The sequence below is a fragment of the Planococcus halocryophilus genome, assembly GCF_022489025.1.
Taxonomy (GTDB): Bacteria; Bacillota; Bacilli; order Bacillales_A; family Planococcaceae; genus Planococcus; species Planococcus halocryophilus_A.
Map to the genome: position 1 here is coordinate 103,960 of NZ_JAKVTG010000005.1, position 26,839 is coordinate 130,798.

Annotated in this window: 27 protein-coding genes; 9 read left to right on the forward strand and 18 right to left on the reverse strand. The window is 38.9% G+C overall.

Annotated elements, in window-relative coordinates:
• Nucleotides 1–11 precede the first annotated feature (11 nt).
• Nucleotides 12–179 (forward strand): hypothetical protein, encoded by a 168-nt coding sequence (locus MLE13_RS07990; RefSeq protein WP_240749194.1) that lies wholly within the window; start codon nt 12–14, stop codon nt 177–179.
• 152 nt (nt 180–331) lie between these two features.
• Here the strand turns inward: MLE13_RS07990 and MLE13_RS07995 are convergent, their stop codons facing one another.
• Nucleotides 332–529, reverse strand: a complete 198-nt coding sequence (locus tag MLE13_RS07995) for a hypothetical protein (protein ID WP_240749195.1) — start codon at nt 527–529, stop codon at nt 332–334.
• Nucleotides 530–691: 162 nt separating this feature from the next.
• Between MLE13_RS07995 and MLE13_RS08000 the strand changes: the two genes are divergently transcribed.
• The 6 genes from MLE13_RS08000 (at nt 692) to MLE13_RS08025 (ending at nt 6,099) form a co-directional block, all read left to right on the forward strand.
• The gene (locus MLE13_RS08000) at nt 692–2,185 is read left to right on the forward strand and encodes an MDR family MFS transporter (protein ID WP_240749196.1); all 1,494 of its coding nucleotides are present in this window, start codon (nt 692–694) and stop codon (nt 2,183–2,185) included.
• A 206-nt stretch (nt 2,186–2,391) separates the two neighbouring features.
• Nucleotides 2,392–2,766, forward strand: a complete 375-nt coding sequence (locus tag MLE13_RS08005) for a GntR family transcriptional regulator (protein WP_240749197.1) — start codon at nt 2,392–2,394, stop codon at nt 2,764–2,766.
• Entirely contained in the window at nt 2,766–3,638 is an 873-nt protein-coding gene (locus MLE13_RS08010) for an ATP-binding cassette domain-containing protein (RefSeq protein WP_240749198.1), read from the forward strand. The genes MLE13_RS08005 and MLE13_RS08010 overlap by 1 nt, the downstream gene beginning before the upstream one ends.
• Before the next feature lies 1 nt (nt 3,639).
• On the forward strand, nt 3,640–4,350 hold the full coding sequence (locus MLE13_RS08015; protein ID WP_240749199.1) for a hypothetical protein: 711 nt from the start codon (nt 3,640–3,642) through the stop codon (nt 4,348–4,350).
• A 190-nt stretch (nt 4,351–4,540) separates the two neighbouring features.
• Nucleotides 4,541–5,689 carry a hypothetical protein gene (locus tag MLE13_RS08020; RefSeq protein WP_240749200.1) on the forward strand — a complete coding sequence of 383 codons (1,149 nt, stop codon included), beginning with the start codon at nt 4,541–4,543 and terminating at the stop codon, nt 5,687–5,689.
• Nucleotides 5,690–5,709: 20 nt separating this feature from the next.
• Complete coding sequence (locus MLE13_RS08025; protein WP_240749201.1) at nt 5,710–6,099, forward strand: hypothetical protein; 390 nt, start codon at nt 5,710–5,712, stop codon at nt 6,097–6,099.
• Nucleotides 6,100–6,276: 177 nt separating this feature from the next.
• Here MLE13_RS08025 and MLE13_RS08030 read toward each other — a convergent pair whose 3' ends face one another.
• The 4 genes from MLE13_RS08030 to efeO all read right to left on the reverse strand — a co-directional run bounded on the left by MLE13_RS08030 (nt 6,277) and on the right by efeO (nt 10,685).
• The gene (locus MLE13_RS08030) at nt 6,277–6,696 is read right to left on the reverse strand and encodes a YybH family protein (RefSeq protein WP_240749202.1); all 420 of its coding nucleotides are present in this window, start codon (nt 6,694–6,696) and stop codon (nt 6,277–6,279) included.
• A 137-nt stretch (nt 6,697–6,833) separates the two neighbouring features.
• Entirely contained in the window at nt 6,834–8,585 is a 1,752-nt protein-coding gene (locus tag MLE13_RS08035) for an FTR1 family iron permease (protein ID WP_240749203.1), read from the reverse strand.
• On the reverse strand, nt 8,560–9,834 hold the full coding sequence (gene efeB / locus MLE13_RS08040; protein ID WP_240749204.1) for an iron uptake transporter deferrochelatase/peroxidase subunit: 1,275 nt from the start codon (nt 9,832–9,834) through the stop codon (nt 8,560–8,562). Before efeB ends, MLE13_RS08035 begins: the two co-directional genes overlap by 26 nt.
• 5 nt (nt 9,835–9,839) lie before the next feature.
• Complete coding sequence (gene efeO, locus MLE13_RS08045) at nt 9,840–10,685, reverse strand: iron uptake system protein EfeO (protein ID WP_240749205.1); 846 nt, start codon at nt 10,683–10,685, stop codon at nt 9,840–9,842.
• A gap of 197 nt (nt 10,686–10,882) precedes the next feature.
• Between efeO and MLE13_RS08050 the strand changes: the two genes are divergently transcribed.
• Nucleotides 10,883–11,446 (forward strand): DUF4256 domain-containing protein, encoded by a 564-nt coding sequence (locus tag MLE13_RS08050; RefSeq protein WP_240749206.1) that lies wholly within the window; start codon nt 10,883–10,885, stop codon nt 11,444–11,446.
• Between the two features lie 63 nt (nt 11,447–11,509).
• Here the strand turns inward: MLE13_RS08050 and MLE13_RS08055 are convergent, their stop codons facing one another.
• The 11 genes from MLE13_RS08055 to MLE13_RS08105 all read right to left on the reverse strand — a co-directional run bounded on the left by MLE13_RS08055 (nt 11,510) and on the right by MLE13_RS08105 (nt 22,618).
• Nucleotides 11,510–11,812, reverse strand: a complete 303-nt coding sequence (locus tag MLE13_RS08055; protein ID WP_240749207.1) for a Zn-ribbon domain-containing OB-fold protein — start codon at nt 11,810–11,812, stop codon at nt 11,510–11,512.
• A 3-nt stretch (nt 11,813–11,815) separates the two neighbouring features.
• Nucleotides 11,816–12,949, reverse strand: a complete 1,134-nt coding sequence (locus tag MLE13_RS08060) for a thiolase C-terminal domain-containing protein (protein ID WP_240749208.1) — start codon at nt 12,947–12,949, stop codon at nt 11,816–11,818.
• Nucleotides 12,946–14,427: a class I adenylate-forming enzyme family protein gene (locus MLE13_RS08065; RefSeq protein ID WP_240749209.1), complete on the reverse strand. Its 1,482-nt coding sequence runs from the start codon at nt 14,425–14,427 to the stop codon at nt 12,946–12,948. Before MLE13_RS08065 ends, MLE13_RS08060 begins: the two co-directional genes overlap by 4 nt.
• Nucleotides 14,428–14,913: a PPC domain-containing DNA-binding protein gene (locus MLE13_RS08070; RefSeq protein WP_240749210.1), complete on the reverse strand. Its 486-nt coding sequence runs from the start codon at nt 14,911–14,913 to the stop codon at nt 14,428–14,430.
• The gene (locus MLE13_RS08075; RefSeq protein WP_240749211.1) at nt 14,906–15,652 is read right to left on the reverse strand and encodes an SDR family NAD(P)-dependent oxidoreductase; all 747 of its coding nucleotides are present in this window, start codon (nt 15,650–15,652) and stop codon (nt 14,906–14,908) included. The genes MLE13_RS08070 and MLE13_RS08075 overlap by 8 nt, the downstream gene beginning before the upstream one ends.
• Nucleotides 15,653–15,665: 13 nt before the next feature.
• Complete coding sequence (locus MLE13_RS08080) at nt 15,666–16,991, reverse strand: TRAP transporter large permease (protein WP_240749212.1); 1,326 nt, start codon at nt 16,989–16,991, stop codon at nt 15,666–15,668.
• Nucleotides 16,988–17,479, reverse strand: a complete 492-nt coding sequence (locus tag MLE13_RS08085) for a TRAP transporter small permease (protein ID WP_240749213.1) — start codon at nt 17,477–17,479, stop codon at nt 16,988–16,990. Before MLE13_RS08085 ends, MLE13_RS08080 begins: the two co-directional genes overlap by 4 nt.
• 142 nt (nt 17,480–17,621) lie before the next feature.
• Nucleotides 17,622–18,644 (reverse strand): DctP family TRAP transporter solute-binding subunit, encoded by a 1,023-nt coding sequence (locus MLE13_RS08090; RefSeq protein WP_240749214.1) that lies wholly within the window; start codon nt 18,642–18,644, stop codon nt 17,622–17,624.
• Between the two features lie 12 nt (nt 18,645–18,656).
• Entirely contained in the window at nt 18,657–19,979 is a 1,323-nt protein-coding gene (locus tag MLE13_RS08095) for a (Fe-S)-binding protein (RefSeq protein ID WP_240749215.1), read from the reverse strand.
• Complete coding sequence (locus tag MLE13_RS08100; protein WP_240749216.1) at nt 19,966–21,381, reverse strand: FAD-binding oxidoreductase; 1,416 nt, start codon at nt 21,379–21,381, stop codon at nt 19,966–19,968. Before MLE13_RS08100 ends, MLE13_RS08095 begins: the two co-directional genes overlap by 14 nt.
• 145 nt (nt 21,382–21,526) lie before the next feature.
• Complete coding sequence (locus MLE13_RS08105; protein WP_240749217.1) at nt 21,527–22,618, reverse strand: CdaR family transcriptional regulator; 1,092 nt, start codon at nt 22,616–22,618, stop codon at nt 21,527–21,529.
• 172 nt (nt 22,619–22,790) lie between these two features.
• On the opposite strand from MLE13_RS08105, the gene MLE13_RS08110 reads away from it, so the two are divergent.
• Complete coding sequence (locus MLE13_RS08110) at nt 22,791–23,756, forward strand: bile acid:sodium symporter family protein (protein ID WP_240749218.1); 966 nt, start codon at nt 22,791–22,793, stop codon at nt 23,754–23,756.
• A gap of 72 nt (nt 23,757–23,828) precedes the next feature.
• On the opposite strand, the gene MLE13_RS08115 is transcribed toward MLE13_RS08110, so the two are convergent.
• Together MLE13_RS08115 and MLE13_RS08120 are read right to left on the reverse strand one after the other, a co-directional pair.
• A complete protein-coding gene (locus tag MLE13_RS08115) occupies nt 23,829–25,781 on the reverse strand; it encodes an LTA synthase family protein (protein ID WP_240749219.1) in 1,953 nt (650 codons plus the stop codon).
• A gap of 301 nt (nt 25,782–26,082) precedes the next feature.
• Nucleotides 26,083–26,835 carry a hypothetical protein gene (locus MLE13_RS08120; protein WP_240749220.1) on the reverse strand — a complete coding sequence of 251 codons (753 nt, stop codon included), beginning with the start codon at nt 26,833–26,835 and terminating at the stop codon, nt 26,083–26,085.
• Nucleotides 26,836–26,839: the final 4 nt, after the last annotated feature.

Below are 26,839 nucleotides of genomic sequence, written 5' to 3' on the forward strand. Positions count from 1 at the left end.
TGGTGGATCATTTGAGTATTTTGATATCTTCCATTGATCCTGGCATTTTCCACATCCACTTTCTGTATAACTACCATGCAAAAAAGCCAGCCCAAAAAGACAACAGCAAAACTGCTTGTCTGGATGAACTGGCTTTTATCTACGAACAAAACTTCAGAAAAGAAGTTTTGGCAGACTAGGCAGTATAAATAGATATGGTTCAAAGTTAATCATAAAAAACAAACGCCTTCATGTTCTGATGCGTTTCTTATTGTCACTGTAATACAGAAAACAATATTTGTAAATGAAAATAACAAACTAGCGTGAATAGTTTGTTATTAAATCAGATTGATCATTTTTCTTTATTAGGAGACACCTGCTTGGAATGATCTTTCGCATGTTTCATTTCATCTGTAGCTTTATCATAATCCGTCGCTTTGTTATCGCCATCAAGAGCTTCTTTTGTTTTCTTTACTGCTTTATCAATTGCTGATTCTGTAGGTGCTGACTGCTGATCCTGTGTTCTTCCTGCTGTTCCTTTTCTCGCCATTCTTATCACTCCGCTTTCAAAGATTTACTTGTTGTTTACCCATCGAAGCGAAACCTAATCATGTATCTTAAGCTATTGCTGTTTGAATTTGTGTTTTTAGTAAGAAGAGGATTATGCTATGTATAGCTTTTCATCAGTTAATAAGAATCGAGGGCGAATACGATGTATAACAAAAAGCAAAGTAATATTAAAGTGGTCATCGGCGGATTGCTGCTGGCCATTTTAGTAGCAGCGATGGATAACACAATTGTCACGACAGCTCTTCCATCAATTGTCGGAGAGCTTGGCGGAGTGGATAAATTTGTTTGGGTCACCTCCGCTTATTTAGTAGCACAAATGGCGGGGATGCCCATTTTCGGTAAACTGTCGGATATGTACGGACGTAAACGATTTTTCATTTTTGGTTTGATCGTCTTTATGATTGGATCGGTTCTATGTGGCACCGCAGATACCATCAATGAATTGATTATTTACCGTGCGATTCAAGGAATTGGTGGTGGCGCGTTAATGCCCATTGCATTCACGATTATGTTTGATGTTGTGCCTCTCAAGCATCGTGGCAAAATGAGTGGCATGTTCGGTGCTGTATTTGGTATTTCCAGTGTTTTCGGACCATTACTTGGCGCTTATATTACAGAATACATCAATTGGACTTGGGTTTTTTATATCAACATTCCCCTTGGTTTAATCGCTTTTGTCATGGTCGCATTTTTCTATAAAGAGTCTCTCGAACATGCTAAGCAAAAAATCGACTGGCTTGGCGCTTTCACTTTAGTAGGAGCAGTTGTGTCCTTAATGTTCGCAGTTGAACTCGGTGGCAAAGAATTCGCATGGGTATCTCCTCAAAGCTTCAGCTTATTCGCTAGTTTTGTAGTGTTAACAATTGTCTTTATCATAGCTGAGCGTCGCGCGGCAGAACCTGTCATCGACTTTAGTATGTTTAAAGAGCGCTTGTTTGCAACAAGTGGACTTATCTCGATATTTAGCGGAGCTGCTTTTATTACCGCTTCTGTTTACATTCCTTTCTATATTCAAGGCGTTCAAGGCGGCAACGCGACGAATGCAGGATTTGTTCTACTTCCTATGATGGTCGGATCAGTTGTTAGTGCTTCTATCGGCGGAGCTTTGATGACTAAATTTAAATATCGCTCGTTCTTGATTCCAACACTCGCTTTATTGACAATCGGAATGATTTTACTCGCAACCTTATCTGTGGATACTTCTAGATTTATGGTTATACTATTTATGATTCTCGTCGGACTTGGCATTGGCGCATCGTTCTCGGTAATTCCTTCAGCCGCAATCCACCCATTTTCGATTCGTAAGCGTGGTGCGGCAACGTCTACGGTAAGCTTTTTGCGTACATTCGGTATGACCATTGGTATTACGGTTTTTGGGATTATCCAAAGCCAGTTGTTCACGCGAAACTTAACGGAAAGTTTCGGTGCAGAGGCAGCCAATTTCTCAGGTGATTCTCGTGCACTACTTTCTCCTGAAGGACGTGCGAACATCCCTTCAGAAATAACAGATCAATTAATAACTGCTTTATCTTCTTCTATATCAAGTACTTTCTTTTGGGCTATCGTTCCTGCTTTTCTTGCACTTTTAACAGCATTTTGGATGAGCAAAGAAAAACTTGCAGATAAGATTGAGTAACGTATTTCTATTGAACTTCTCCTAGTAATCTATTCTTTTGCCCCATCTCAAGTAGTAAGTAGATGGGGAATTTTTTTGTTGTCATTTTCACGAAAAATAAATTTCAGAAAATTACGATAATAATTTGACTGAATATTTATAAAGTAGTACAGTTATATATATAAGTATATAACTGTACTACTTTATTAGTTAAGGAGGTGTTTTTAGTGAGTAATGTGTTCGATTCGAGTAAGCCGATTTTTTTGCAAGTTCGTGAATTAATCGAAGATCAAATTGTGAATGATCAACTAAAAGAAGGCGATCAAGCCCCGTCAACCAATCAACTTGTTAGCTTTTATAAAATTAATCATGCTACCGTTTCTAAAGGGATCAATCAGTTAGTAGAGGAAGGTATCTTATATAAGAAAAGAGGAATTGGCATGTTTGTCGCAGAAGGCGCTAAACAAACCTTGATGGGACAACGAAAAGAGGTATTTGTCGCTAATTACGTCCAAGGTCTTGTTCAAGAAGCAAATAAGCTTGGCATTACGCAAGTTGAAATCATCAAACTGATCAAAAACACGAAAGGACGTGAAGTTTGATGGCTGCTGAAGGTAAATTGAGCAATGTCACATTGAAATTCCGAAAATCAGAAGCATTAAAAGATATTTCCCTAACATTTGATCCAGGTAAGATTTATGGTCTTATTGGACGTAATGGAGCTGGAAAAACTGTCCTGCTTTCCTTATTAGCGGCATTCCGCGAACCGACAACAGGACAAGTAGAAATTGATGGAGAACCCGTCTTTGAAAATGCTGATAAAATGCAACAAGTTTCATTTATTTACACTAAAAATTATGAAGAAGAATATGAAAACATTCCGTTAATATTAAAGTTTTCGGAGCGCTATCGCCCGAACTATGATAAAGACTATGCATATCGTTTGCTAAAGCGCTTTAAGCTACCACTAGATAAACCAATCAACAAATTGTCTAAAGGTATGCAGGCAGCATTAAACGTGGTGATTGGACTCGCAAGCCGCACGCCACTTACTATCTTCGATGAAGTTTATCTTGGAATGGATGCCCCAACACGCGTAATTTTTTACGAAGAACTTTTAGCAGATCACATAAAGCATCCTCGAACCTTTATTCTTTCGACTCATTTAGTTTCAGAAATGGATTATCTTTTTGACCATGTCGTCATTATTCATGAAGGTCGTTTGCTACTGGATAATGATTACGAAAGTATATCTGCTCAAGGCGTTTCGATTACAGGAGCGGCAGACCGGGTCGATGCTTTTGTGTCTGACAGGAAAATCTTGAACGAGCAAAAACTTGGCGGTACTAAATCGATAATGACTTACGGCGCATTAAGCGAAGAAGATCGGCTTTCAGCACAAGACCAAGGGTTAGAAGTTGGTCCCGTATCGTTGCAAGATCTGTTTATTCATTTAACAGAGGAGGTGCATTAACATGAAGTCGGTTAAACTTTATCCCAAAATAGCAGTTGACCTCTTTACGGAACAGTTAAAATGGAGTTTATGGTTTTTCTCTTTTGTTACTATTGCGCATATCATCGGGTTGGTAATTGTGTCGATAAATGACGCGCACATACAAGAGTTTTTCGTTTTCTCTAGTTATTCTGTCGCTATCTTCCTGTTAGTCTGCGGGATTATTTCAGCCTATGGATTTATGGGGCAATTTGTTCAACAAGGCATTACTCGCAAAGACCTTTATATTGGGACAGTCATTTCAGTTTTTGCGTTAGCATTAGCGGTGACTCTTATTCCTCTTGCGATTACTGGCATTGAATACTTGATCTCTAGTTTTGTAGCATTGCCTATCAATACGAATACAGATACAGTATTCGATTTATCATCTGGATGGTTGTTAGCCACATCAACGTTTTTCTTGAACGTTACCACTTATTATTTGATTGGCTGGTTAATTGGGGTTGGCTATTATCGCTTTGGTTGGGTCATTGGATTTGGTTTTATCGCGATTGCAATCGCTGCGCTAAGTCTCAATAGTTTTTTCTGGGTAAACAATTCTGTCGTACCTTGGATCCCCTATAACTCTGTCGGTGCTAGTATTGTTCTATCCGTGAGCGGATCATTGATTTTGATATCTCTGTTGCTCCTATTTATAAGAATTTTAACTAGAAGAATCACGATAAAGTTGTAAATCATTAAAGACTTTGCCATTGTCCAGCTGGGCTTCGGAAAGTCTTTTTTCTTTTTTTTAATAAAATCAACTTTTTGTCTAAAGAAAACAATACTAAATAACTTTCTTTTTCTTGACTCTTACAATATAAACCAATAGATGATAACATTTACTGTATTTGCAATTAGGTAAGAGAGAGGATGTAATACGTATGACAAAGAAAATAATTTTAACCCCTTTATTGTTTAGTGCACTAATCTTATCCTTTTTATCTGCCTGTGGAGCAGAAAACCCAAGTTCTACAGTTGATGAATTTTTATCAGCAATTCAAAACAATGATTTTGAAAAAGCAGGTACATTTGTTCAAGGTGGTACCGCCAGCCTCAGTACGGTTCAAGAAGACATGAACAAGGAAGATGAAAAACTTGCTATAAAGATGATTGAAAGCATTTCGAAAGAATATGACTTTGAAAATCCTCAAGAAGTATCGGTTGATGAAGATAAAGCTGTTGTAAAAGCAGAAATCACTTCACTTGATATGGGACTGATAATGACGAGTACAATGGCTGAGATTATGCCCCTCGCATTTGCCAATGCATTTGAAGAAGATACTCCTACAACTGAAAAAGCATTTGAAGAAATGACTGAGAAAATCATGCTAAAGTATATTACGGCTGAAGATGCTGCACTCGTTACTAGAACAGTAGAATTCAACTTAGAAAAAGATAAAAATGGCAAATTCAAAATTATTGACGATGAAAATTTAGAAGAAGCACTTTTCGCGAACATCTCACAATTAGAGGATATGTTTGGTGAAGAAGATGGCGATGTGACGAGCAACGACACTTCAGGAGAACAGCCCGAACAAACTTTCGAAGTCCTTTCAGTTGTCGCCGAAAATAAAACCTATGATGCAAACCCAATAACTATAACCTTGGAAGAATTGTCTTTTAAAAAAGCCATGAATGTATCAGAAGATCAACAATTCGATATTAACAATATGTATACAGACGAACCGATAGACGATGAATTCAATTACTTTTATATTAAATTTAATGCAGAGAATACAATCGAGAAAGATGTCGCTTTTAATGGCATTAATGAAGTGGTTTTATTCGCAGAGGGTAAACAAGAGAAATTTGACATTGCCTACGATTGGAAAGATTTTATCGATTATGACGAAGCTCAAGATGCTGATTACTATGGTCCCGTCAGTAAAGATGGTGAAGTTGGCGTTGTCATTAAAACCGATCCTGCTAAAGTAGAAAAAATACGTATTGTATTAAGTGAATCTAGAGACATTAATAGTTATGAAACCCTTGCTGAAGAACAAATTATTGAATTTGATATCATTAAATAAGTTCACATGGAGGTATTATCATGGAAAAAAAGTGGAGTCTTCGTTTAATACAGTTTTCAGCAGTTTTCGGATTATTTGGAACGTTTCTTGGTTCTAAAATGGCCGGTGAAATGGATTATGGGTTGCGTCCAGTTCACGCACATATTTTGCTCGTCGGCTGGCTCTCGGTCTTTGCTTGGGGTATATTTTACCGTGTCTATACCATTCGCTTTAAAAAGCTAGTCGCTATACACAGTGTACTTGCAATGGTTGGTGCATTGGCGTTAACTAGCGGGATGTGGATATATAACTTAAATTCTTTCAATTGGCATGAGACTTTTGTTACCATCTTTTTCATCGTCGGCGGCAGCTTACTGTTGCTGGCTTTCCTAATGTTCTTGATCATTACGTTCTTAACCGAAAAAGAATAGAACGCAAAAACCCACTGAAGAACAGCTTTTCCTTCAGTGGGTTTTGTTTTAAGAATTAACAGTGAAAACCTTAACCGCCAACTAGCTGCACTTTCCTGCGGGCTGCTCGAGCGTCTCCGTTAGTTGTCTACATAATCTAAGTAGCATAGAAAAAAATATTCTTTGCAGTATAAAAATTTAACCGAAAATTGCTTGATCATTTTCTGGATTTATAGGCAGTGATGAATGTTCATGAATGATTTTCCAGGAGCCTTGTATTTTTTCCAGGACGAACGTGAAACGATTTTTCATGCTTCGTAGTTCTTTTCCAGATAGGTCTACCGCGGTGTAGCTAACTGCACAGTGCACATATGTAAGATCTCCGCTTTCTTTTACAATGTCATCGTGAAATTCGACTCGCAGCAGTAATTCTTCTTCTAATCCACTAAACCACTCAGCTACGACTTGTTTCCACGCAACCGTTCCGGTATATTCCCATTTCCCCCAACAATCAAAGATGTGAACGTCTTCTGCATAGCCTAAAAGAAATTTATCAACATCTTTTTCGTGAACAGCTTTCCGATAATTTGTAAGCACATCTTGGACAGTTTTGAACATAACACTCCTCCTCAAATATGATTTTCTGCCATGTCTCGGTTCTGATTTATTCAATACTTAGCAGTACCCAATTTAATCTAGCTAAAAACGCTAGAGAATATAAAAAACGGAATTCCCTTGGGAATTCCGTTTTTTATTTAACCTTCTACTACAATATTACTTGTTGTAGATTGCTTCTTTTTATAAAGAATTGTGGATGCAATAAGTACCAATAGGATAAGTTGTGCACTTAAGGTTTCGACCGATGGATAGAACCCGATAATATTAATCACCGGTAAATCCGCAATAATATGCGTCGGCATGACATTGGTTAATTGCAATGTGTGGATACTTGCGCCGATGATTTTAAACGCTAGCAAATAGATAAATACCGTTGCGACACCAAAGAATAAATGCATCGGTAATTTTTTACTCGCTTTAGCAAAAAAGAATGCAGCCGCGACAAGGATTAGTAATGCTAAGACGATTCCTAAACTAAAATCAGCTGTCGACATTTTTGGTGCAATCCCCATATAGAAGACTACTGTTTCTGCGCCTTCTCTAAATACGGTTAAGAAACTAAGTAGCGCCATTGCCCATACACTTTGATTAGATAAGGCTTGGTTCATTTGTTTTGAAATGTACCGATTCCACGCTGTGACGGTAGATTTGCTATGTAGCCATACGCCAACGCCTAACATCATTGCTGCTGCCAAAAGTCCAACATAGCCTTCCAATACTTCACGGCTCGCATCAATTGTTCCTGATTGGAACAAGGTAGACATTAAAATTGCAGCTAAGATGCTGACGCCAATTCCTGCTGCAGCTCCACCATAAATATAATGCTGCATATGCTGTTGACCCGCTTTTTTCAAAAAGGCAATCAGTGCCGAAATAATTAGCAACGCTTCTAATCCTTCACGGAGTAAAATCAATGCCGAGTCCCAAAAGCTGTATTCAGTATCTTGTTGAATAAAATTAATTTGTTGCTTTAAGGATTCTATTTTTTCACTAACAGCAGTTGCTTGTACGTTCTCACGTGTTAACTCGCTTACAAGAAGTGGTAACTCAGCTTCAATTTCACTGTACAAGCTAGCGTTTTTAGTTCGCACATCGCCTTCAACTGTTGGCCAGATAGTGATAAACTTTTTCAATGTGTCAGCTGCTTGCGTATATTCTTGTTGTTGAATCGCACTTTCACTGTCATCTAACAAACTAACTAATGTTGCAAGTGAGTAGTCGTTTGTTGCTTTTGCTTCTTTTATATTTCCTGCACCAAAGTCTTGAATGGTTTGTTCGACTGCTGTAGTTTGTTCACTAAACGCGGCAACATCGAACTCATCACTTGCTAAAGAAATTCGCATAAAAGACATTTGCGTTTCGATTTGGCCATAAGCTGTGATACTTTGCGATTGAACAACTCGTTCGTTTTTTCCCCAGCCAGCAAGGAAAAGCGAGTAAGCTTCTTGAATTCCCTCTTTATCGCCAGTCTCAACTGCCGCTTTTAAATCGGCTACAAAAGGCTCCATCGCTTGTAAAAACTCTTTGCGTCCTGCTTCTTCATCTACTGGATTTTCAGCTTTTTCATAAGTAGTCAGTACTTTTGACAATGTAGTTAAGGCGGCCAAGCGCTCATCACCTGCTGGTGCATTGGAAGCGTTTTTAAGAGCGTCTGTAACTGCTTCGGATTCTGTTCCTTCTGTAACCGTCAGTTGTTGCCATTCTTTTTGAAACTCCTCAATCGCGCTAAGTGCTTTTGCATCATCGCCATTTTGCGTACTCATAATAGCATCTGTAATCGATACATAAAAAGAGCCAAAAGATTGTTCAGCAGCAAGAGTATGAGCAGGAACGAGCAGGATGCTAAAGACAAGAAGTAAAATTTTAATATGTGTTAAAAAGTTTCTCACCTATATAACTCCCTTTTTGAATCCCTGGGAAGCAAGCAAAAACACCGCTACCCCGGTGGGTAATGTATTCGTTCAGCTTATCGACGCGCCCCATTGCATTTTGGATATTGATAAATTGTTGTGGGTTTTTCTGGAATGAAATAAATAACAAACCGGCATCATATGCACCCGTCTCATCGACCAAACCACTCGAATAAGAAAATCCTCTTCTCATAATACGGTCTTTTACTGTTCGTGCTAAAGCGACATGTGAGTCAACGGGAATGTGAGGATTGCCTGTCAAATCTTTTGAGTCCAGATCAACTTCATCAAATTCATTTTTCTTGCCAATCGGAGCACCACTGTCACGATGTCTGCCAAATGTCGCTTCTTGCCCTTGTAAGGAAGTTCGATCCCATGTTTCTAAATGCATTTGAATTTTGCGGACCACTAAATACGTTCCGTTCGTCATCCAGCTTTTCGACTCATCTGGCTGAACCCAGACGACTTCTTTCATATCTGAAGCACTTTTCGTGTCTGGGTTTACCGTACCGTCTTTAAAAGCAAACAAGTTTCGAGGTGTTTCTTTTTTATCTTTTACTTTAGGTACCGATGTAAATCCTGTCTGCGTCCATTTGAGCGTCACTTTTCCTGATGCTGCACGTACTAAATTGCGCACGGCATGAAAAGCGACTTGCGGATCATCTGCGCATGCTTGTATGCATATATCTCCACTTGAAATCTTTTCATCTAGTTGGTCTTGTGGAAAATGAGGCAACTCGTTTAGTTCTGCTGGTTTTTTACCACTAAGACCTAACTTTTTATTGTCAAACAGCGAAGGTCCGACACCAAATGTCACCGTTAAGTTTGAAGCATTTAACCCTGACGATTCGCCAGTATCTTTTGGTGGCGTAAATACACCTTGTGAAACTTCGTCAAGGTGCTCACCGTTCATCAAACGTACGGCTAATGGAGTCCACATTTTAAACAAGTCCTGCAAATCACTTTGCGATTCTACTAGCACATTCAAAGAGGCAAAGTAAACATGAGAAGTAGTTGCTGTCGTGATGCCTGACTGATGCTTCCCGTAAAAATTTACTTTGTTTTCGGCTGTTTGGTCATCATCAAGAATATCAAAACCAAATGCTTTGGCGACACCGTCCATACCAGAAGCGAGAACAGCAACTCCTGCCGCTCCAGCTCCAGTAATTTTCAGCATAGACCGTCTGGATATTTTCTTTTCTAGCCACTTTTCATCTGTTGAGGTCATTTTACTCACTCCATTATGATACCCATCTGACTAAGAGGTTCACCTAACTGGTTTACTGCAGATGATAATTGTTTTGTATCTTCGGCAGTTAATTCTTCATAAGACACAAAGCCGTTTTCCCCTACTCTGTAGTTGTCCAATAATGTATATAAGGCATCGAATTTAGTTTCAAGGCTGTCTGTCAATGCTTCATCTTTAGCTGTGATTTCTGGTTCTAAAATACGGAAGATTTTTTCTGCACCTTCGACGTTTGCCTGGAAATCATATAAATCAGTATGAGAAAAGATTTCTTCTTCTCCAGTGATTTTTGAAGTAGATACCTCATTTAACAAATCCACTGCGCCTGTCATCATCAAATCTGGTGTAACTTCCACCGTCTCGACACGTGCTCGCAATTCTTTTGTATCTGTTAATAATTGGTCTGCTATTTCTTCGTAGCCTTCTGTTGTATTTTCTACCCACAGACCATACTCAATTTTATGGTATCCCGACCACTCTTCTTCGCCTTGACCGGCTTCTTTAACGTCTGCGAGACGCGCATCAATACGTGGATCTAAATTACCAAAGCTTTCGGCAATTGGTTCCGAACGTTCAAAGTACATGCGAGCTAGAGGATAAAGGGCTTTTGCTTTCTCAATATCTCCACTCTTAACAGCTTCTGTGAATTTCTCAGTTTCTAAAACAAATTCGTTCATTTGCTCTATCGCAAATTCTTTATAAGCATCTACTTCAGTTTGTAAATCTATCGTTTCTGCAGCTACTTCAGGTTGTGGACTTGCTTCTTTTTCCGCACAGCCGGCTAATGCAGCGCTTAATAATATGGAAGATAATAAAAATGGAGCTTTTTTCACGAATATCCCTCTTTCATCATTCAGTCTCTAATTAACAATGATAATCGTTATCAATTGAAAGTCAAGGGATGTTAGCGAAAATATCGAGAAATCTGTAATATCATTTCTACTATAATCTGTTTGCTAAAACTCTTTTTTCGTTGCACAATTAAATAAGATTATTCTGAACATACTTAAACTAAAAGGAGGTATATTAAATGACCAAGAAAAAAGCTTTATCTACAGAGCAACACGATGAATTGTTAGCTAGTTTGAAAGAGCGTTTCGCACAAAATATGGACCGTCATGAATCACTCGAGTGGGAACTCATTCAAGAAAAACTAGAAGCTCATTCGGACAAATTATGGTCACTTTTTGAAATGGAACGGACCGGTGGAGAGCCTGATGTTGTGGAGTTTGACCAAGCAAACGGCGAATACATTTTTTATGATTGTTCCGTAGAAAGCCCAAGTGGACGGAGAAGCATTTGTTACGACCAGAAAGCACTCGACGCACGAAAGAAAAACAAACCTGAACATAACGCGATGACCATGGCTACTGACATGGGCATTGAACTCTTAACTGAAGAGCAATACCGCGCATTGCAAAAGCTTGGCACTTTCGATTTAAAAACATCGAGTTGGGTGCTAACGCCGACAGAAGTACGTGATCGCGGTGGTGCCTTGTTCTGTGACTTCCGCTATGGCCAAGTTTTTTTGTACCATAATGGAGCAGATTCATATTACGGAGCTAGAGGATTTAGAGGCCTGTTGAGAGTTTAATTTCCCCCAAAAAAAGCTTCCATCAGGAAAAAATTTCCTGATGGAAGCTTTTTTATTTATCGATTAAGAAACACGCTTGTAAATATAAGCATCATTTTCAATTCGGTCTAAACTTACTTTGTCACCAATCTTCACGTCTTCCTCGATTCGTGTGGTAACTTTAGCATTCGCTTCATCTAATTCGACTAACACTACATTATAGGGAGCAATATCTGCAAATTCAGCTGGAGCGATATGAATTTTGGTAAAACTATAAACCGTCCCTGAATCAGATACTTCTTTTTCTTCAAATTCAGATTTCCCACATTCTGAACAGAAATATTTTTTCGTAATAGATTCATTGCCACAACAAGAGTAAATTTTCATGAATTACACCCTTTCTAAAATATGGACAGTTGAGTACGAACCTGTTCCACCCAAATTTTGTGCCAAAGCGAGACGTGGCGTTTTCTCTAATTGATTTGCCGCATTCCCTCGCAATTGACGAACCAATTGATAGATTTGTGCGATTCCCGTTGCGCCAATTGGATGACCTCGAGACAGTAACCCACCACTCGTATTGACAGGCTTATCCCCCGTCACTTGCGTGCGTCCTTCTTCTACGGCTTTCCAACCTTCTAATGGATTAAAAAATCCAAGTTCTTCTGTGGCGATAATCTCAGTCATTGAGAAGCAGTCGTGAATTTCTACTACGTCAATATCTTCTGGCCCTACCCCGGCTTTCTCGTAAGCAAGACGCCCTGATTCGCCAATTGCTGGTAACGACAACAAATTAGTAGCATCTTGCATTTTAGTTGGTCCTGAAACTTGTGATGATGCTTTTACATAAATCGGAGATTTTTTACGTGAAATGACAATAGCAGACGCACCATCAGTCATGGGTGAACAATCAAACAAACCGAGTGGATCTGTAATCATACGCGCTCCCATTATTTCCTCCAGCGTCGCAGGTTTAACAAATTGAGCGAGTGGATTGTTTACTGCATTTTGACGATTTTTTAATGCTACACGTGCTAAATGCTCTTTAGATGCACCCGTTTCATGGAAATAGCGATTTGCTAAAACCCCAAAAAATCCTGGGAATGTTAGACCCGCATATTTTTCATTGGTCGTTGTATCCATCGCCGCATTGATTGCCTGTGTGACATCTGGTGTAGTAGCGTGCTTCATCTTTTCAACACCTGCTACTAATACCGTTTCATATTCTCCACTCATAATGCCTAGCAATCCTTGGCGGAAAGCAATACCACCTGAAGCACAAGCTCCTTCGACTTTTGTTGAAGGAATGTAACCAAGTCCTAACTCATTTGCAACAATAGCACCTAAAATCTCTTGGTTGGCAATGCTGCCCCCCATAAAATTACCAACAAATACAGCATCTATTTTCGGACGTCCTGCATCGATCAAAGCTTCAGCACTTGCTTCTAATAACAACTCTTTCAATGAAGACGTTAATGTACCAAATTTCGTCATGCCAATACCATGAACATAAACGTTCGTCATTGGCTCACCTCCGTGTGTTGTGTTTTCATTTCACGTTTCAGAATTTTTCCATACGAACTTTTCGGCAATTCCTCGACAACAAATACTTCTTTAGGTTTTTTGAAACTTGCTAAATTTTCTTTACACAAGTCAATCAAGCTCTCCACCGTTACTTCTTCTCTGCCATTTGGGACGACAAAAGCAACGATGTTTTCTCCCCATTTATCATCAGGAACGCCGACTACACAGGTTTCTTTAACCCCTGCATGTAGATTCAATACTTCTTCCACTTCGCGCGGATAGATATTAACTCCACCAGAAATAATGACATCTTTTTTGCGGTCAACAATATACACATATCCTGCTTCGTCACGTCTTCCAAGATCTCCTGTATGCAACCATCCATCTCTTAATGTCTCATTTGTTGCCTTCTCATTGTTCCAATAACCTTGCATAACAAGTGAACCTTTTGCAATAATTTCGCCCACTTCGCCATATGGTACTTCATTGTTTTCATCGTCTACAATTTTCACATCGACAAAGACGCCAATCCGGCCACATGAATCCAGACGTTTATGAATTTCATTACGTGGCATCATGGTGATGCACATCGGTGCTTCTACTTGGCCATATGTCTCCACAAAAATATTCCCCGCTTTGTCTAAAGCTTCTTGTAGTTTGCTCGCAGCTATTGGCGAACCTGCCATATTGATTGATTTGACTGTCGCCAATTTTGAAGCGTCAAAATTAGGATGCTGAATCATTAAATTGACCATGGTCGGCACTAAAAACAACACTGAGATTTTATCTTCAACCAGTCCGTCTAAAAATTCTTCTGGCTCAAATTTGTTATATACCACTTGTGTTAGACCGAATAGCCAAGCCACATGACTTAAAAAGTTTGCACCATGCGTTAGAGGTGCAACGTGACCAATGACATCGTTATAATCAACTTCACAAACTTGAGCTAATGACAGTGCACCTGCAATGATATTGCGATGTGATAACATAACCCCTTTTGGATTGCCCGTAGTACCTGAAGTATACATAATCGCAAACAAATCATCTTCTGCTACTTGTTCAGTAAAAGACTGCCCTTCATACTGAGCAACTGTTCTTTCAAAATCTTTGCCCATATATAAAAGGGGCACGCCAGTTTCGATTGTATCCAGAAGGTCTTTTTCACCGATTAATAGGCTAAGATCCGAATCGTGAATCATATACTTTAATTCTTTTGGATGCAACCGGTAATTTAAGGGCACTTTAACAAGTCCTGCTAATGAGACAGCAATATCCAATTCGATATGTTCTATACGATTTGACATCAAAATCCCAATACGGTCTCCTTTTTTAAACCCAGCTTCATGAAAATATGCAGCCAATGAATTAGCTCGAGCTAAAAATTCCTTATAAGTGAATGAGCGATTATCATCTTTCACTGCTATTTTTCCCGGATATGCATGTGCCGACTTTACTGCTAACTGGCCTAAAGTTTCCATTTATAAGACACTCCTTTTCGAAAATTGAAATACAGGTAAACCCCAATGAGAATCGATGCCACGTTCCATCTCAACTCCATGTACCGGCAATATCACATACTCTAACGTTACTGCTACCGGATTTTCACCACTCAAAAAATGGCCTCCATCGATCCGGCGATCGCAATCAATCATCATTCCATGAAAATGGACATCGAGCTCTCTGTTTTCTCCGTATCCAACAAATCCAGATCCAGATAGCAATTCAACCGGAGAAGTAGATTGAACTCGTTCCGAATAGCGAAGCGTATCCTTTTCGTCTCCTCGTTCAATTTGAACGTATGTTGCTTGTTGAAGCGAGCCAAAACATTGGAAGTGTGCCGATTCTACGTTGTAATGTCGACATACTTCTTTTATCCCCTCGAGCAAATCAACACCCTTCATCAATCGACCTGCAATTCGATGGGTTTTCTCATCATAGACAGCTTGGATGCGTGGGTTATCCAATGCTAATCCCTCCATCAACTTTAAGTACTTGTGAAGTTGTATAGCTCGCCTCTTTTGCAGCAAAATACATAACAGCGTTTGCAATATCACGCGAATCGCCCATACGGTCAATCACCTGTTGGCTCGTGTCATATGGTACGCCTGCCGTAATACCAGTCAACGTTGCCCCCGGAGCCACAGAATTACAAGTAATTCCGTATTTCCCGACTTCTTTTGCTACCCATTTTGTAAATGCGATCACTCCGCCTTTTGATGCTGAATAGGCAGGACCTGAACGGCCATTTTTTTCTCCACCCGATACCACGCCACCATTAAGTCCTGACACCGAACTAATGTTGATAATGCGTCCATATCCGCCTTCTTTCATATGCGGATAAACAACGGCTTGCGTAAACAAGAAAGTCGCTTTTAAATTTGTATCCATATCCCGATTCCACATTTCGATCGTCATATCTTCTAAATCTAAACGGCTACACGTACCTGCGTTATTTACTAATACATGGATTTCATTGTACTTTTCAATGGTTCGATTGATAACAGCTTTAACAAAATCAGCTTCTCTAATATCGCCTAGACATTCCAAATACTCTGCTTCATCCAGTAAAGCAATTGTTTTCTCACAGGAATTCAAATCCACTAAAACAACACGAGCACCTTCTTTTGCCATTTCAATCGCTACCGCTTGTCCAATCCCACTTGCTGCACCTGTTATAATGGCTACCTCATTTTGCATTTTCAATTAATACATCCCCCTATTTCACATTTAGTAAGTCTGGTAAGAATGTTGAGATTTGCGGTATATATGTAACGAGCATTAATACAATAACCGCTGCAATGATGAATGGTAAAACTCCTCGTGATATCTCTACAATACTAGTATCCGATATTCCAGCAGCAACATAGAGATTCAACCCTACAGGAGGTGTAAACAATCCGATTGCTAAGTTGACCGTCATGATGACACCAAATACAGTCGGATCTACTTCTAAAAAGATGATGATTGGCAGTAATATTGGCACAAAAATATAATAAGCAGAAATTGCATCGATAAAAGCACCTGCTATTAATAACACGACGTTTATTAGCAATAAGATTAAAATCGGATTGCTAGTTAACCCTAAAATGCCTTCTGAGATATCTCGTGCAATTTGCTCAGTTGTCACAATATAAGCAAATACAGATGCCGCACTAACAATAATCATCACGACCGCTGTCTGTACTGCTGCTTCGATAAAGATGCGATACATTTTCTTGAATGTATCTTGTCGGTTAATGATCATACCAACAAGCAAGCCGTAAACAACTGCAACTACTGCTGCTTCAGTTGGTGTGAAGAACCCTCCATAAATACCACCTAAAATAATAACCGGGATCATGAGTCCAGGAAATGCACCAACAAAAGCAGCCCATTGCTCTTTCCCTGTCGCTTTCCGGATTTCTACGCCTTCTGGCAATACAAACTCTCCGCGCTTTTCTTGTCGAGATCGCACGATAAGTGCTGCGATAACGAATGCTGCTCCCATTAAAATACCCGGCACGACACCTGCCATAAATAACCGATTAATTGTTACAGGAATTTGATCTCCAGCTACAACTGCAAAGACAATAAACGCGATACTCGGTGGAATAACAATCCCTATCGCACCAGAACTTGCAACCAACGCCCCTGCTGTTTCCTTTTTATAACCATTTTTGATCATGGAAGGAATCAAGATTCCTCCGATAGCGGCTACAGTTGCAGGACCGGACCCTGATATCGCTGCAAAGAAGACAGCAACAATTACGGTCACTAGAACAATTCCGCTTTTCCGATGCCCCACCAATGTTTGCGCAAAATCAATAAGTCGCTTAGAAATTCCAACATGTTCCATAATGACGCCCGCTAAAATAAAAAATGGAATCGCAAGCAATGTAAATTTGGCAACGCTTGTATACATAATGTCCGTAACCATTTCTAAACCAAAAATACCACTTGAGGAGACGAGCACAATAATAGAAGAAACACCGAGTGATATTGCAATCGGCACTCGCAAAAACACAAGCAAGAAGAATAGACCAAATAATACTAAAGCGATCATATCGTTTCATCTCCTTTACTACGCGAGTTCATCTCTAACTTCATTTCTTCTATAAACACTTGAATCGTCCTAATTACACAAAGGAAAGCACCAATTGGGAGTGCAGAAGATAATATCCATTGAGGCCAACCTAAAGAAGGAGTTTTTTGACCTATATTCATTTGGAACAATACCATTTGAAGGCCATACCAAAGCAAGACACCAAATAAGAACAAACTCATTAATGAAGAAAAGACAATAAATACTTTTCTAAATAGTGGATTCATATGATCAAAGATTAATGTGAATCCAAGATGTCCAAAACGTCGAACACCCACAGCCGTTCCAACAAAAGTGAGCAATACAAATAAATTAATCGTAATTTCTTCAGTGAATGAAAGAGATATACTAGCCACATTTCGTGAAACAATATTTGAGAATGCGATTATGGTCATTGTTAAAAAGGTGAGGAATAAAATGCCTTCTTCAACATAATTCAAGATCTTCAATAGAGTAGCCTCCCCGTACCTTAACTTTATAACGAGTAGTAGGGCCTCTTCAGTTGATTTTAAAGAAGCCCCATACTGTCATAAATTCATAGATTTCCTATCTTTTCAGCATTGAAAATCGACTGTTGCATAAAGTTAAGCTTTACTCACCTTGGAATGCTTCTAGTAAATCTGCACCCCAGATATCTGTGTATTTATCATAGATTGGACTTGCTGCTTCTTTAAACTGAGCGATTTCATCTGCTGTTGGTGTGTAAATTTGCATACCTGCTGCTTCAAGATCTGCAATTTGCTTTTCTTCTTTTTCACGAGCAATTTTAACTTGATATTCTGCTGCTTCTTTACCTAAACGATCAAACAACTCTTGATCTTCTGCACTCATGGAATCATAAAGTTTTTTGTTCATCCCAAGTACAAGTGGGTCGTATGAGTAGTTCCAAAGCGTCATGTAATCTTGAACTTCTTGCAATTTAGAAGATGAAATAACATCGACTGGATTTTCTTGTCCATCGATTGTTCCTTGTTGAAGTGCTGTAAACACTTCAGAGAACGTCATCGTTTGTGGATCAGTTCCCAATTCGCGGTAAAGATCGGTATACATTGTGATACCAGGAATACGGATTTTCAGACCTTTTAAATCTTCTGGATTTTTGATTTCTCTTTTACTGTTTGTTAATTGACGGAAACCATTTTGACCGTAACCAAGGGCTTGAACGCCTTTTTCTGCTAAAATTTCTTTAAACATCTCTCCGCCTTCTCCAGCGAATACAGGATCTACTTCGTCTACACCTGAAAATAAGAATGGCGCACTCGCTACACCAAAACGTTCATCTAAAATCGAGTAAATAATCGTTGAGTTAAACGTCAAATCAATCGAGCCTTTTGCTAAACTTTCAACCGCTTTACCGGAATCGCCACCTGATAATTGCTCGTTGCCAAACAATTCCAGATTAATACGTCCATCTGATTCTTCAGCAAGATCTTCTTTAAGTTTTTCGGCTGCTTCATACCAAGTCGAAGACTCAGAAACCGTTACGGACATTTTTAAGTCATATTCTTTCCCGTCAGATTTCTCACTGCTTTCCGCCTCGTTAGAACCACATGCTCCTAATACCAATGCTGCTGATAAACCAAGTACTGCCATGCTCATTTTTTTCTTCAACATTCTCTCCACCCCTTAGTTTTGGTTTTTATGAATCGCGTCATATAAAAAATCAACTATGTGCATTGCTTGCATCTCATCTTCCAATCCTTCTCGCTGAATGCCTACTTGCATTTGCATCAAGCATCCCGGATTAGAGGTCACAATCTTGGCCGGTTGTAGCTCTCTCACTCCTTTCATTTTCAAGTCAAGTATTTTTTTCGCCATTTCCGGTTGCAGTATATTGTAAATACCTGCAGATCCACAACAGCTTCCTGCATCAATCAATTCTTTATATTCAAAACCTGGCGCATCTTGTAAAAGAGACCTAGGCTCTAAAAACACTTTATTGACGTTGCGCAAATGGCACGAGTCTTGATAGGTGACAATTGCTTGACTCTCTACTTGAATTTCTTTTAATCGATTGTTCAAGCCCAACTTTACTAACAATGAAGAAATATCGATCATTCTTTCTGAGAAACGCTTTGATTTTTCAGCATATGCGGAGTCCGATTGTAAGTGTTTCTCGTATTCACTCAAGAAAGCACCACAACCACCTGCATTATTGACGATATAATCATAGCTGTCTGAATCAAATGCATCGACATTTGCTCTTGCATTGCGCAACCCTTTTTCGAGTTCTCCGCTATGGCCATGCAAAGCACCACAACATTGCTGTTCTTTCGGAATTACAACATTAGCACCCAGCCACTCCAACAGCTCGATGGTTTTCCGGTTGGTTTCTTGAAAAAGGGTATCCATTAAACACCCTGCAAAGAACGCAACCGTGGTCGTTTTCGGTTTTAAAGCAACTTTTCTTTTTTTCTTTGTCTCAATAGTTGGCAAAACGCCTTCCATTTCTTTCATAAAGGGTGGGAAAAGATTTAAAAACCCAATTTTTCGTGTTGCCTTTTGCAGTCCACTTTTTTGATAAAATTGAACAAGTTTCACTGCGCCCGCCATTTTCTTTTGATCTGCAAACACGCCATCAAAAGTCGATGTCCGAATTGCTTTTTCTGCAATTGTTTTAGGTTTTACTTGCTCTACTGCAACACGAGTTTCTTCAAGCAATACACCATATTGCACTCCAGCAGGACAAGCTGGTTCACAGGCTCGACATCCAAGACACATATCAAACGACTCTTCAACTGAACCATCCCACACCACATCACCGTCGCGCATTCCTTTCATTAATGCAATACGACCCCGTGGCGAATGGATTTCATCTTTGTTCGTCACTAAATATGTCGGACAGGCTGGCAAACAAAAACCACAACGCATGCAATCCATCAAATACTCTTCATCTACATTTTCAATAAACGATTGCTGCATCCGTTGCTGCAATTCAGTTACCACCATGAATCACCAGCCTTTTCTTTGTTTCTTTTGCAAAAATTTTGCCCGGGTTCATAATGTTTTTAGGATCAATCGATTGCTTGATGTTACGCATCAATGCCATACCAGATGCACCCAGTTTCCATTCAAGATAAGGAGATTTCATTTCTCCGACACCATGCTCACCTGTTATGGTTCCACCCAGATCGATAGCTACTTGGAATATTTCATCTAAAGCTTTTTCTACTCGTTCCATTTCTTCTTTATCTCGTACATCTGTCAAACAAGTAGGGTGTAAGTTGCCATCCCCAGCATGACCGAATGTACTAATTTGAACATCGTATTTCAATGCAATTTCTTGTATTGCTTTGACCATTTTTGCGATTTCAGAACGCGGAACCGTCGCATCTTCCAAAATGGTTGTTGGACGTTTTCTCGATAAAGCAGATAGCGCAGCTCTTCTTCCAGTTTTCAAAACATCTGACTCTTCTTCTGAAGCGGCCAGAATAGCTGACGTCGCTCCATTTTCTTTCGCTATCGCAATCATTTTCTGTATATCTTCTTCAACTTGCTTTTCGCTACCATCTTGCTCCATCAGCAACATGGCTTCCGCTTCACGAGGTAACCCAATTTCCATAAAGTCCTCTACAGCTCCGATAGTCCCTTTATCCATAAATTCAAGCGTTACAGGAATAATTCTATTTGCGATGATTGCTGAGACCGTTTTTGCAGCCTCTTCTAATGAGTTGAAATAAGCAATTCCGGTTTTCTTTGCGACGGGCAGTGGGATCAACTTCAACGTGATTTCCGTAATTACGCCAAGCGTTCCTTCAGAACCTACTAAAAGTGATAATAAATCATATCCTGCAACGTCTTTAGCCAACTTCCCGCCTATCTTCATCACTTCACCATCTGGCGTAACAATAGTAAGCGCTTTCACATAATCCTTAGTAACACCATATTTTAGTCCTCGTAATCCTCCTGAATTCTCACTGACATTGCCACCTATCGTTGAAATTTTCATAGAGCTTGGATCTGGAGGATAAAATAAGCCATTTTTTTCTACATAGATACTTACATCTTGTGTAATAGCTCCAGGCTGAGTGGTAATCGTCAAATTTTCCTGGTCTAATTCTAAAATTTCACTCATGTTGTTAAACAACAGCACCACTCCGCCTCGAGATGGTACAGTACCTGCAGCCAAATTTGTTCCTGAGCCTCTAGGGACAATTGGAATTTGTTCTTTTGCACAAAATTTGACAATTTCTGCAACCTCTTCCGTATTTCTAGGTGACAGTACCAAATCAGGCATTGCTTGAAAATTTGCTGTTGCATCATAAGAATAAGCAAGCAAGTGAGCTTGCGAATGTTTCACATTCTCTTCTCCAACTATTGATACGAAAGAGTTTTTTGTCTTCAACTCCATTTTTTTTCACCGCTTTCATGTAAACTCTTTCAATAATTATAGTATTCAAACTGTTCTAACATCTATGTTCTTTGAAACAAATTCGAATATTAATTCACTTTGTTTTTTGTATAAAAGACTAAATGACCCTCTGAAAGTCAGAGAGTCATTTTTTCCGGTAGAGACGAATCGCTGTATATACAATTACTAAATCATTCATATCATGTAAATTTACGCTTAATATATTTTGGATTTTGTTTATCCGGTAGATTAAGGTATTTTTATGAATATGTAGTTCGTCTGCTAAATCTTGAAGTGAGCTTTTGCGCTTTAACCAAGCCTCTAAAGTTAACATTAACTCTTCTTCTTCTACTAAAGGTTCGATTGTGCGTTTCAAAAACTCTTTCTGCACTTCTTCTCGAACCGAATAATAAAGCAATTCCAGTTTCAGATCTTCCTCGAACACTATTTTCCCTTGCCTTTCAGAAACTGCAAGCGCGGTTTCTGCTTGGCTAAAGGAGTCTTTTAACTGGTGAAAGTGATTAAAATTCCCTATGCCAATCGGTAATTTTTGGCGTATCTTTTTTTGGATTCTTAATGATAAATTCGTTAAACCATCCACCATTTGTTCTTTTTTAATATCCGGCATTAAGAGCACTAACTTCTCCATACCCCAACGGATAATCTTCAGTTCAGGATGAATGGTTTGGATCTTCAACAAGCTTTCGACATCCGTAATTTCAAGTTGTTGATATGTTTGGATAACAGCGATTCGCCGGTAAAGAGAACTGTCGATATTGATCATGCGTGCTCTGTCTTGAATAACTTCTGCAGAAGAATCCGTTGTGACCAAATCAAAGAAAAAGAATTCAATTTCGCGTATATCACGCTCTTTTTCCTCTCTTGAAATAGAATCCGTAATAAACAGCTCTACAACTTTCCTTACTAACTTTGCATATTGTTCTACTTCCGGTGGTTTACCGGTAATGCCAAGAACGCCAATGGGTGCTCCTGAAACAATGATTGGCATAACGATACCGGGACGCACTCCGCGTAACTTATTACACAATTCTTCAGTAAGATGGAGTTCCTGCTGATTTCTCATTGAAATCGCAGCTCCTTCATGAAAAGAATTTAACCGATTGGAATCGGTGCTTGCGATGATAAAACCATTTTTATCTGTTACTATCACATTTTTGTCCATTAAAGAAGTGAGTTCTTCTACAATTTTAGAACTCAATGATTCCAAATCAAACAAATTCACCACCCCTAATCAATTAATATAAAATATTTCACGAATTTTTTTAATTCTTTATTAGCTTAACAGATTTTAAAAGTTTTCTTTTTTTATAAATTTGACAGAATAATTAAACATTAATGAGTATAATGAGTTCTATTAGCATAATTCGACTGAAAGGAAGAATAGATCCATGTCCCTTATTACATTCATTTCTAGCAAATTGCCTTTTCTTATTTTATTTGTTTCAGTGGCCACTTATTTTTCTCCTATCCATTGGCAAGTCTCATCGTGGGTTCCCAGTCTACTGCTAGGAGCTGTAATATTCTTTGCTGGATTATCGATGAATATAGAAGCCTTTAAAGACATTAGAAAAAAGACAAAAGAATTACTGGTGATTACCGGGTTAAAATGGACGCTCACTGTATCGGTGTCGGTTGCATTAGCTCATCTCTTTTTTGCATCTAAACCTGAAATTGCTGCCGGTCTTATTTTGGCTGGGACTGTTCCAAGTGCAACAGCCGCAACTGTCTATACTTTTCTAGCAGGTGGGAATGCGTCACTTGTTGTCGCTGCATCATTAATTGATGTCGCAATCAGTCCAATTGTAACGCCTCTTGCTATGCTTGGCTTATCTAGCGAACAAGTAGCCATCTCCTTTTTTGACCTTCTCGTCTCATTTTTTTTAATTGTCGTATTGCCTATGGCGCTTGGCTTATGGATTCAAAAAGGCATTCCAAAGCTAAAATCCTATACAGGCCCTGCCACTAAACTTGGAACTTCTTTAGCGTTATTAGTGATTGTCCATACGATTATCGGAAGTGGAAAAGTAGCCATCACTTCTGAACTAGCTTCTATTCCACTCATTGCAATGGCTACGTTCATTCAAGTTACGGTGCCAATGGCAGCTGCATATTTTATTGCGAAAGCGTTAAAAATGAACGAGCAAGATGCACGTGCTGCATTGTTTCAAGTAGGGCTTTGCAATACTGCACTTGCGGCAATTCTTGCTTACAAATTTATTGGAGAACTCGGGGTGATCGCACCTATTTTTAATATGATTTTTAATTTATCGATTGGCGCGATGATTGCAAATCGCTTCAGTCAACTGGATAATTCCATAAAAAAAAGAAATTACTTAAAATTGCAAAATGATTAATATATTTTCCAACATAAAAAAGCATCCTGACAAGCGATACAATCGCTTGTCAGGATGCTTTACTTTTGTAACTTATTTAGTTTCTTCTAAAAAACTGCTTTGGTAACTATAGTCAGACGGGTCAATCGGAGTGAATCCGATTGGCGTATAAAATCTCAGCAAATCACCATTGACCAGTTGGTCTGACAGCTCTAATTCGAAATTAGACTGTTTTTGCAACTGTTCTGCTTGTTCAATTTGTTCATCTTCAACTGGCAATCCAGTTTTTGGATTGTAATAATTCTCACCAATTGAATAGATGTCTGGACTCACGTAATCACCGTTTCTGAATGTTACCAATTCCTCGTGATCTTCAGACAATAAGTCTGCACCAAATTGAACGTAATTTTCCGTTTCAACACCAAGCAAATGCAATACTGTCGGCAGCAAATCGATTTGACCACCATAAGTATGGTCGATGCCGCCTTCCATGCCTGGTACATGGATAAACAACGGAACTCGTTGAAGATTGGCATTTTCAACTGGCGTGATTTCTTTTGAAAGAATTTGCTCCATCGCTTGATTGTGGTTATCGGAAATCCCGTAATGATCACCGTATAAAACGACCATTGTGTTGTCAGCTAATCCAGACTCTTCTAATTGCGTAAAGAACTGCTCGATTGCTTCATCTGCATAACGTGCTGTTTGGAAATAGTTATCGACACTTGGGTCACCCGTTGTCGCTTTGTCAATCGTCGCTAAGTCTTCATCCATGTGATAAGGGAAATGATGCGACACCGTCAACAATTTCGTGTAAAACGGTTCTGGTAATTGTTCTAATAAAGTACCTGATTGCTCAAAGAAAGGCTTATCCATAACGCCGTACTCTGCCATGTCTTCTTCTGTCAGGTCGTGATAAGACTCAATGTCGAAGAAATAATCATACCCAAAAGACTTATAGATTTCAGAACGATTCCAAAACGTTCCGTTATTGCCATGGAATACAGCAGAAGTGTAACCTTTGTCTTTCAAAATCGCAGGAGCCGCTTGATACGTGTTTCTGCCTTTTGTAATAAAAGCTGAACCTTTTGGCAAGCCAAATAACGAGTTTTCTAACATAAATTCGGCATCTGATGTTTTTCCTTGTGCCGTTTGATGAAAGAAGTTATCGAAATACAACGTGTTTTGGTCTTGAGTTAAAGCATTTAAAAACGGTGTTACTTCTTGTCCATCCAATTCATAATCCAATAGGAATGTCTGGAACGACTCTAAATGCAGATAAATAACGTTCATGTCTTCCGCAATTCCAAAGTAATTCTCATTCGGTTTTGCATAATTGGATTTTGTATAGTTCAATACTTCTGTTTTGTCATCGCTATCAGCCAATACTCGTTGAGAAGAGGCTTTCAAGGTTTCTACCGTGTCATAAAGAGCGTAATTGTACATGCCCAAATATTTCACAATATAGTTTCGATCAAAGCCACGCGTTAATAACTGCGGACGATCTTTTTCCGCTAATGCTAAGTTAAAAAACGAAATAGCCAATGCAATAGTAATAACCGGTAAAATAACTCTTGTTTTAAAGTTTCTCGATTCTTTTTTAAGTTTTTTCGAGAATACAAGAACGATTAAAAAAATTACATCGACAAAGAACAAGACATCTGTCGGTTGGATTAAAGTAACTACACTGCCGCCTAAATCACCGAAATTTTGTGTTTGAAACAGTGTTGGCAATGTGATAAAGTCACTGAAAAATCGGTAATACACAACGTTCGCATACAACATAACGGACATTAATGTGTAAATAAACAAGAGTGACCAGTATTTTCGTGCGCCTTTAAAGAAGAACGATAAGCTTAATAGTAACAAAGCAGAGCCGAGCGGATTGATAAACAACAGCATTTCCTGAAGCGTACTGTCAACATCCAATTTAAATTGTGTTTTTTGAGATACGTATGTCTTTATCCAAAGCATAGCAACTGCTAAAGCAAATAATGGTACGTACTTATTCGTGGTTTTTTTATTGTCAGTTTTAATCTTTCTCATATTACACCTTCTCATAGTTGGTCTTCACAAGGACTTTGGGACATTGAAGTAAACTTTTGAACCCAATAGTGTACGTAAACTTATTGTAAAAATTATGACAAGCTCTATTTTACTCTAATACACTAGAAAATGACAGTTTGGTGTTTTTTCAGAATATTCTTTTAATATTAAAGTTAATAAATTTTCATTATTGATATCCTGCAAAACAGCTGCTCTTACAGCGGGCGTCTCCGTTAGTTTGCTTCATATCTTTTGCTCTAATTAATAAAAGCAGACGCAACGGAATAGTTACGCCTGCTATTTATACATTTTGCTCTTCCATGGCTTTACGCCACTTCACAACTTCGCGCGCTTCGATTTGTTTTTCTACTATTTCGTCCCAACTGCTCGTCATTAAATTCCAAACACGTGAGAAAAAAATGTCTTGCTTGTCGTCATATAACTGAAACTCAACACACGAAATGTATTTTGTCTTTTGCTCTATACAGCTCGTTATGCCGGTAATAATCGTTTGGAAGCTTTCTTCCCCACCATTAACACCTTCTTTAAATAAGAGCTGTTCGATTCGTTCTTTGTTCAAACTGCCTTTGATGGGATAACGGTAAAGCGCAAGCGCTTCGTCTGCTTCTTCCGAAGAATCTTTTAGTGCCAAACGATACTCATTATGAATAGCATTATACGAAATTACCGTTTGACCGCCTTCCATTTCTTCATCAAAAATACCTTTTTCCAAATAATCATGGCCTTTTGGTGTCAGCTTATAACCCGTCTTTCCCAATCCGATTAAACCAATGCGCTGCATTTTATAGATCAAGTCGCTAATAAACAACTCTTCTACAAACAGCATTTCTGATAAATTGGCGGCTCGTCGAATATCAGCTTCTTGAAAAGCGAGCAGCAGCATCTTCATCAAAATATCCATTTTTAATCGTTTGACCTGATCAAATCCAACATCATACAAAACAATCGGCAGCTTCCAAAGCTGTTCGTTAACGATGGAGACATCCGGATTGCTCGTTATCGTCGCACGTAATTCCGTTCGTAAATTGTCCACATCG

Excerpts from the sequence above, each read along its gene's own strand:
- MLE13_RS07995 (WP_240749195.1), bottom strand. The coding sequence starts at position 529 with ATGGCGAGAAAAGGAACAGCAGGAAGAACACAGGATCAGCAGTCAGCA.
- MLE13_RS08000 (WP_240749196.1), top strand. The coding sequence starts at position 692 with ATGTATAACAAAAAGCAAAGTAATATTAAAGTGGTCATCGGCGGATTG.
- MLE13_RS08010 (WP_240749198.1), top strand. The coding sequence starts at position 2,766 with ATGGCTGCTGAAGGTAAATTGAGCAATGTCACATTGAAATTCCGAAAA.
- MLE13_RS08015 (WP_240749199.1), top strand. The coding sequence starts at position 3,640 with ATGAAGTCGGTTAAACTTTATCCCAAAATAGCAGTTGACCTCTTTACG.
- MLE13_RS08020 (WP_240749200.1), top strand. The coding sequence starts at position 4,541 with ATGACAAAGAAAATAATTTTAACCCCTTTATTGTTTAGTGCACTAATC.
- MLE13_RS08025 (WP_240749201.1), top strand. The coding sequence starts at position 5,710 with ATGGAAAAAAAGTGGAGTCTTCGTTTAATACAGTTTTCAGCAGTTTTC.
- MLE13_RS08030 (WP_240749202.1), bottom strand. The coding sequence starts at position 6,696 with ATGTTCAAAACTGTCCAAGATGTGCTTACAAATTATCGGAAAGCTGTT.
- efeB (WP_240749204.1), bottom strand. The coding sequence starts at position 9,834 with ATGACCTCAACAGATGAAAAGTGGCTAGAAAAGAAAATATCCAGACGG.
- MLE13_RS08050 (WP_240749206.1), top strand. The coding sequence starts at position 10,883 with ATGACCAAGAAAAAAGCTTTATCTACAGAGCAACACGATGAATTGTTA.
- MLE13_RS08055 (WP_240749207.1), bottom strand. The coding sequence starts at position 11,812 with ATGAAAATTTACTCTTGTTGTGGCAATGAATCTATTACGAAAAAATAT.
- MLE13_RS08060 (WP_240749208.1), bottom strand. The coding sequence starts at position 12,949 with ATGACGAACGTTTATGTTCATGGTATTGGCATGACGAAATTTGGTACA.
- MLE13_RS08065 (WP_240749209.1), bottom strand. The coding sequence starts at position 14,427 with ATGGAAACTTTAGGCCAGTTAGCAGTAAAGTCGGCACATGCATATCCG.
- MLE13_RS08080 (WP_240749212.1), bottom strand. The coding sequence starts at position 16,991 with ATGATCGCTTTAGTATTATTTGGTCTATTCTTCTTGCTTGTGTTTTTG.
- MLE13_RS08090 (WP_240749214.1), bottom strand. The coding sequence starts at position 18,644 with ATGTTGAAGAAAAAAATGAGCATGGCAGTACTTGGTTTATCAGCAGCA.
- MLE13_RS08095 (WP_240749215.1), bottom strand. The coding sequence starts at position 19,979 with ATGGTGGTAACTGAATTGCAGCAACGGATGCAGCAATCGTTTATTGAA.
- MLE13_RS08100 (WP_240749216.1), bottom strand. The coding sequence starts at position 21,381 with ATGGAGTTGAAGACAAAAAACTCTTTCGTATCAATAGTTGGAGAAGAG.
- MLE13_RS08110 (WP_240749218.1), top strand. The coding sequence starts at position 22,791 with ATGTCCCTTATTACATTCATTTCTAGCAAATTGCCTTTTCTTATTTTA.
- MLE13_RS08115 (WP_240749219.1), bottom strand. The coding sequence starts at position 25,781 with ATGAGAAAGATTAAAACTGACAATAAAAAAACCACGAATAAGTACGTA.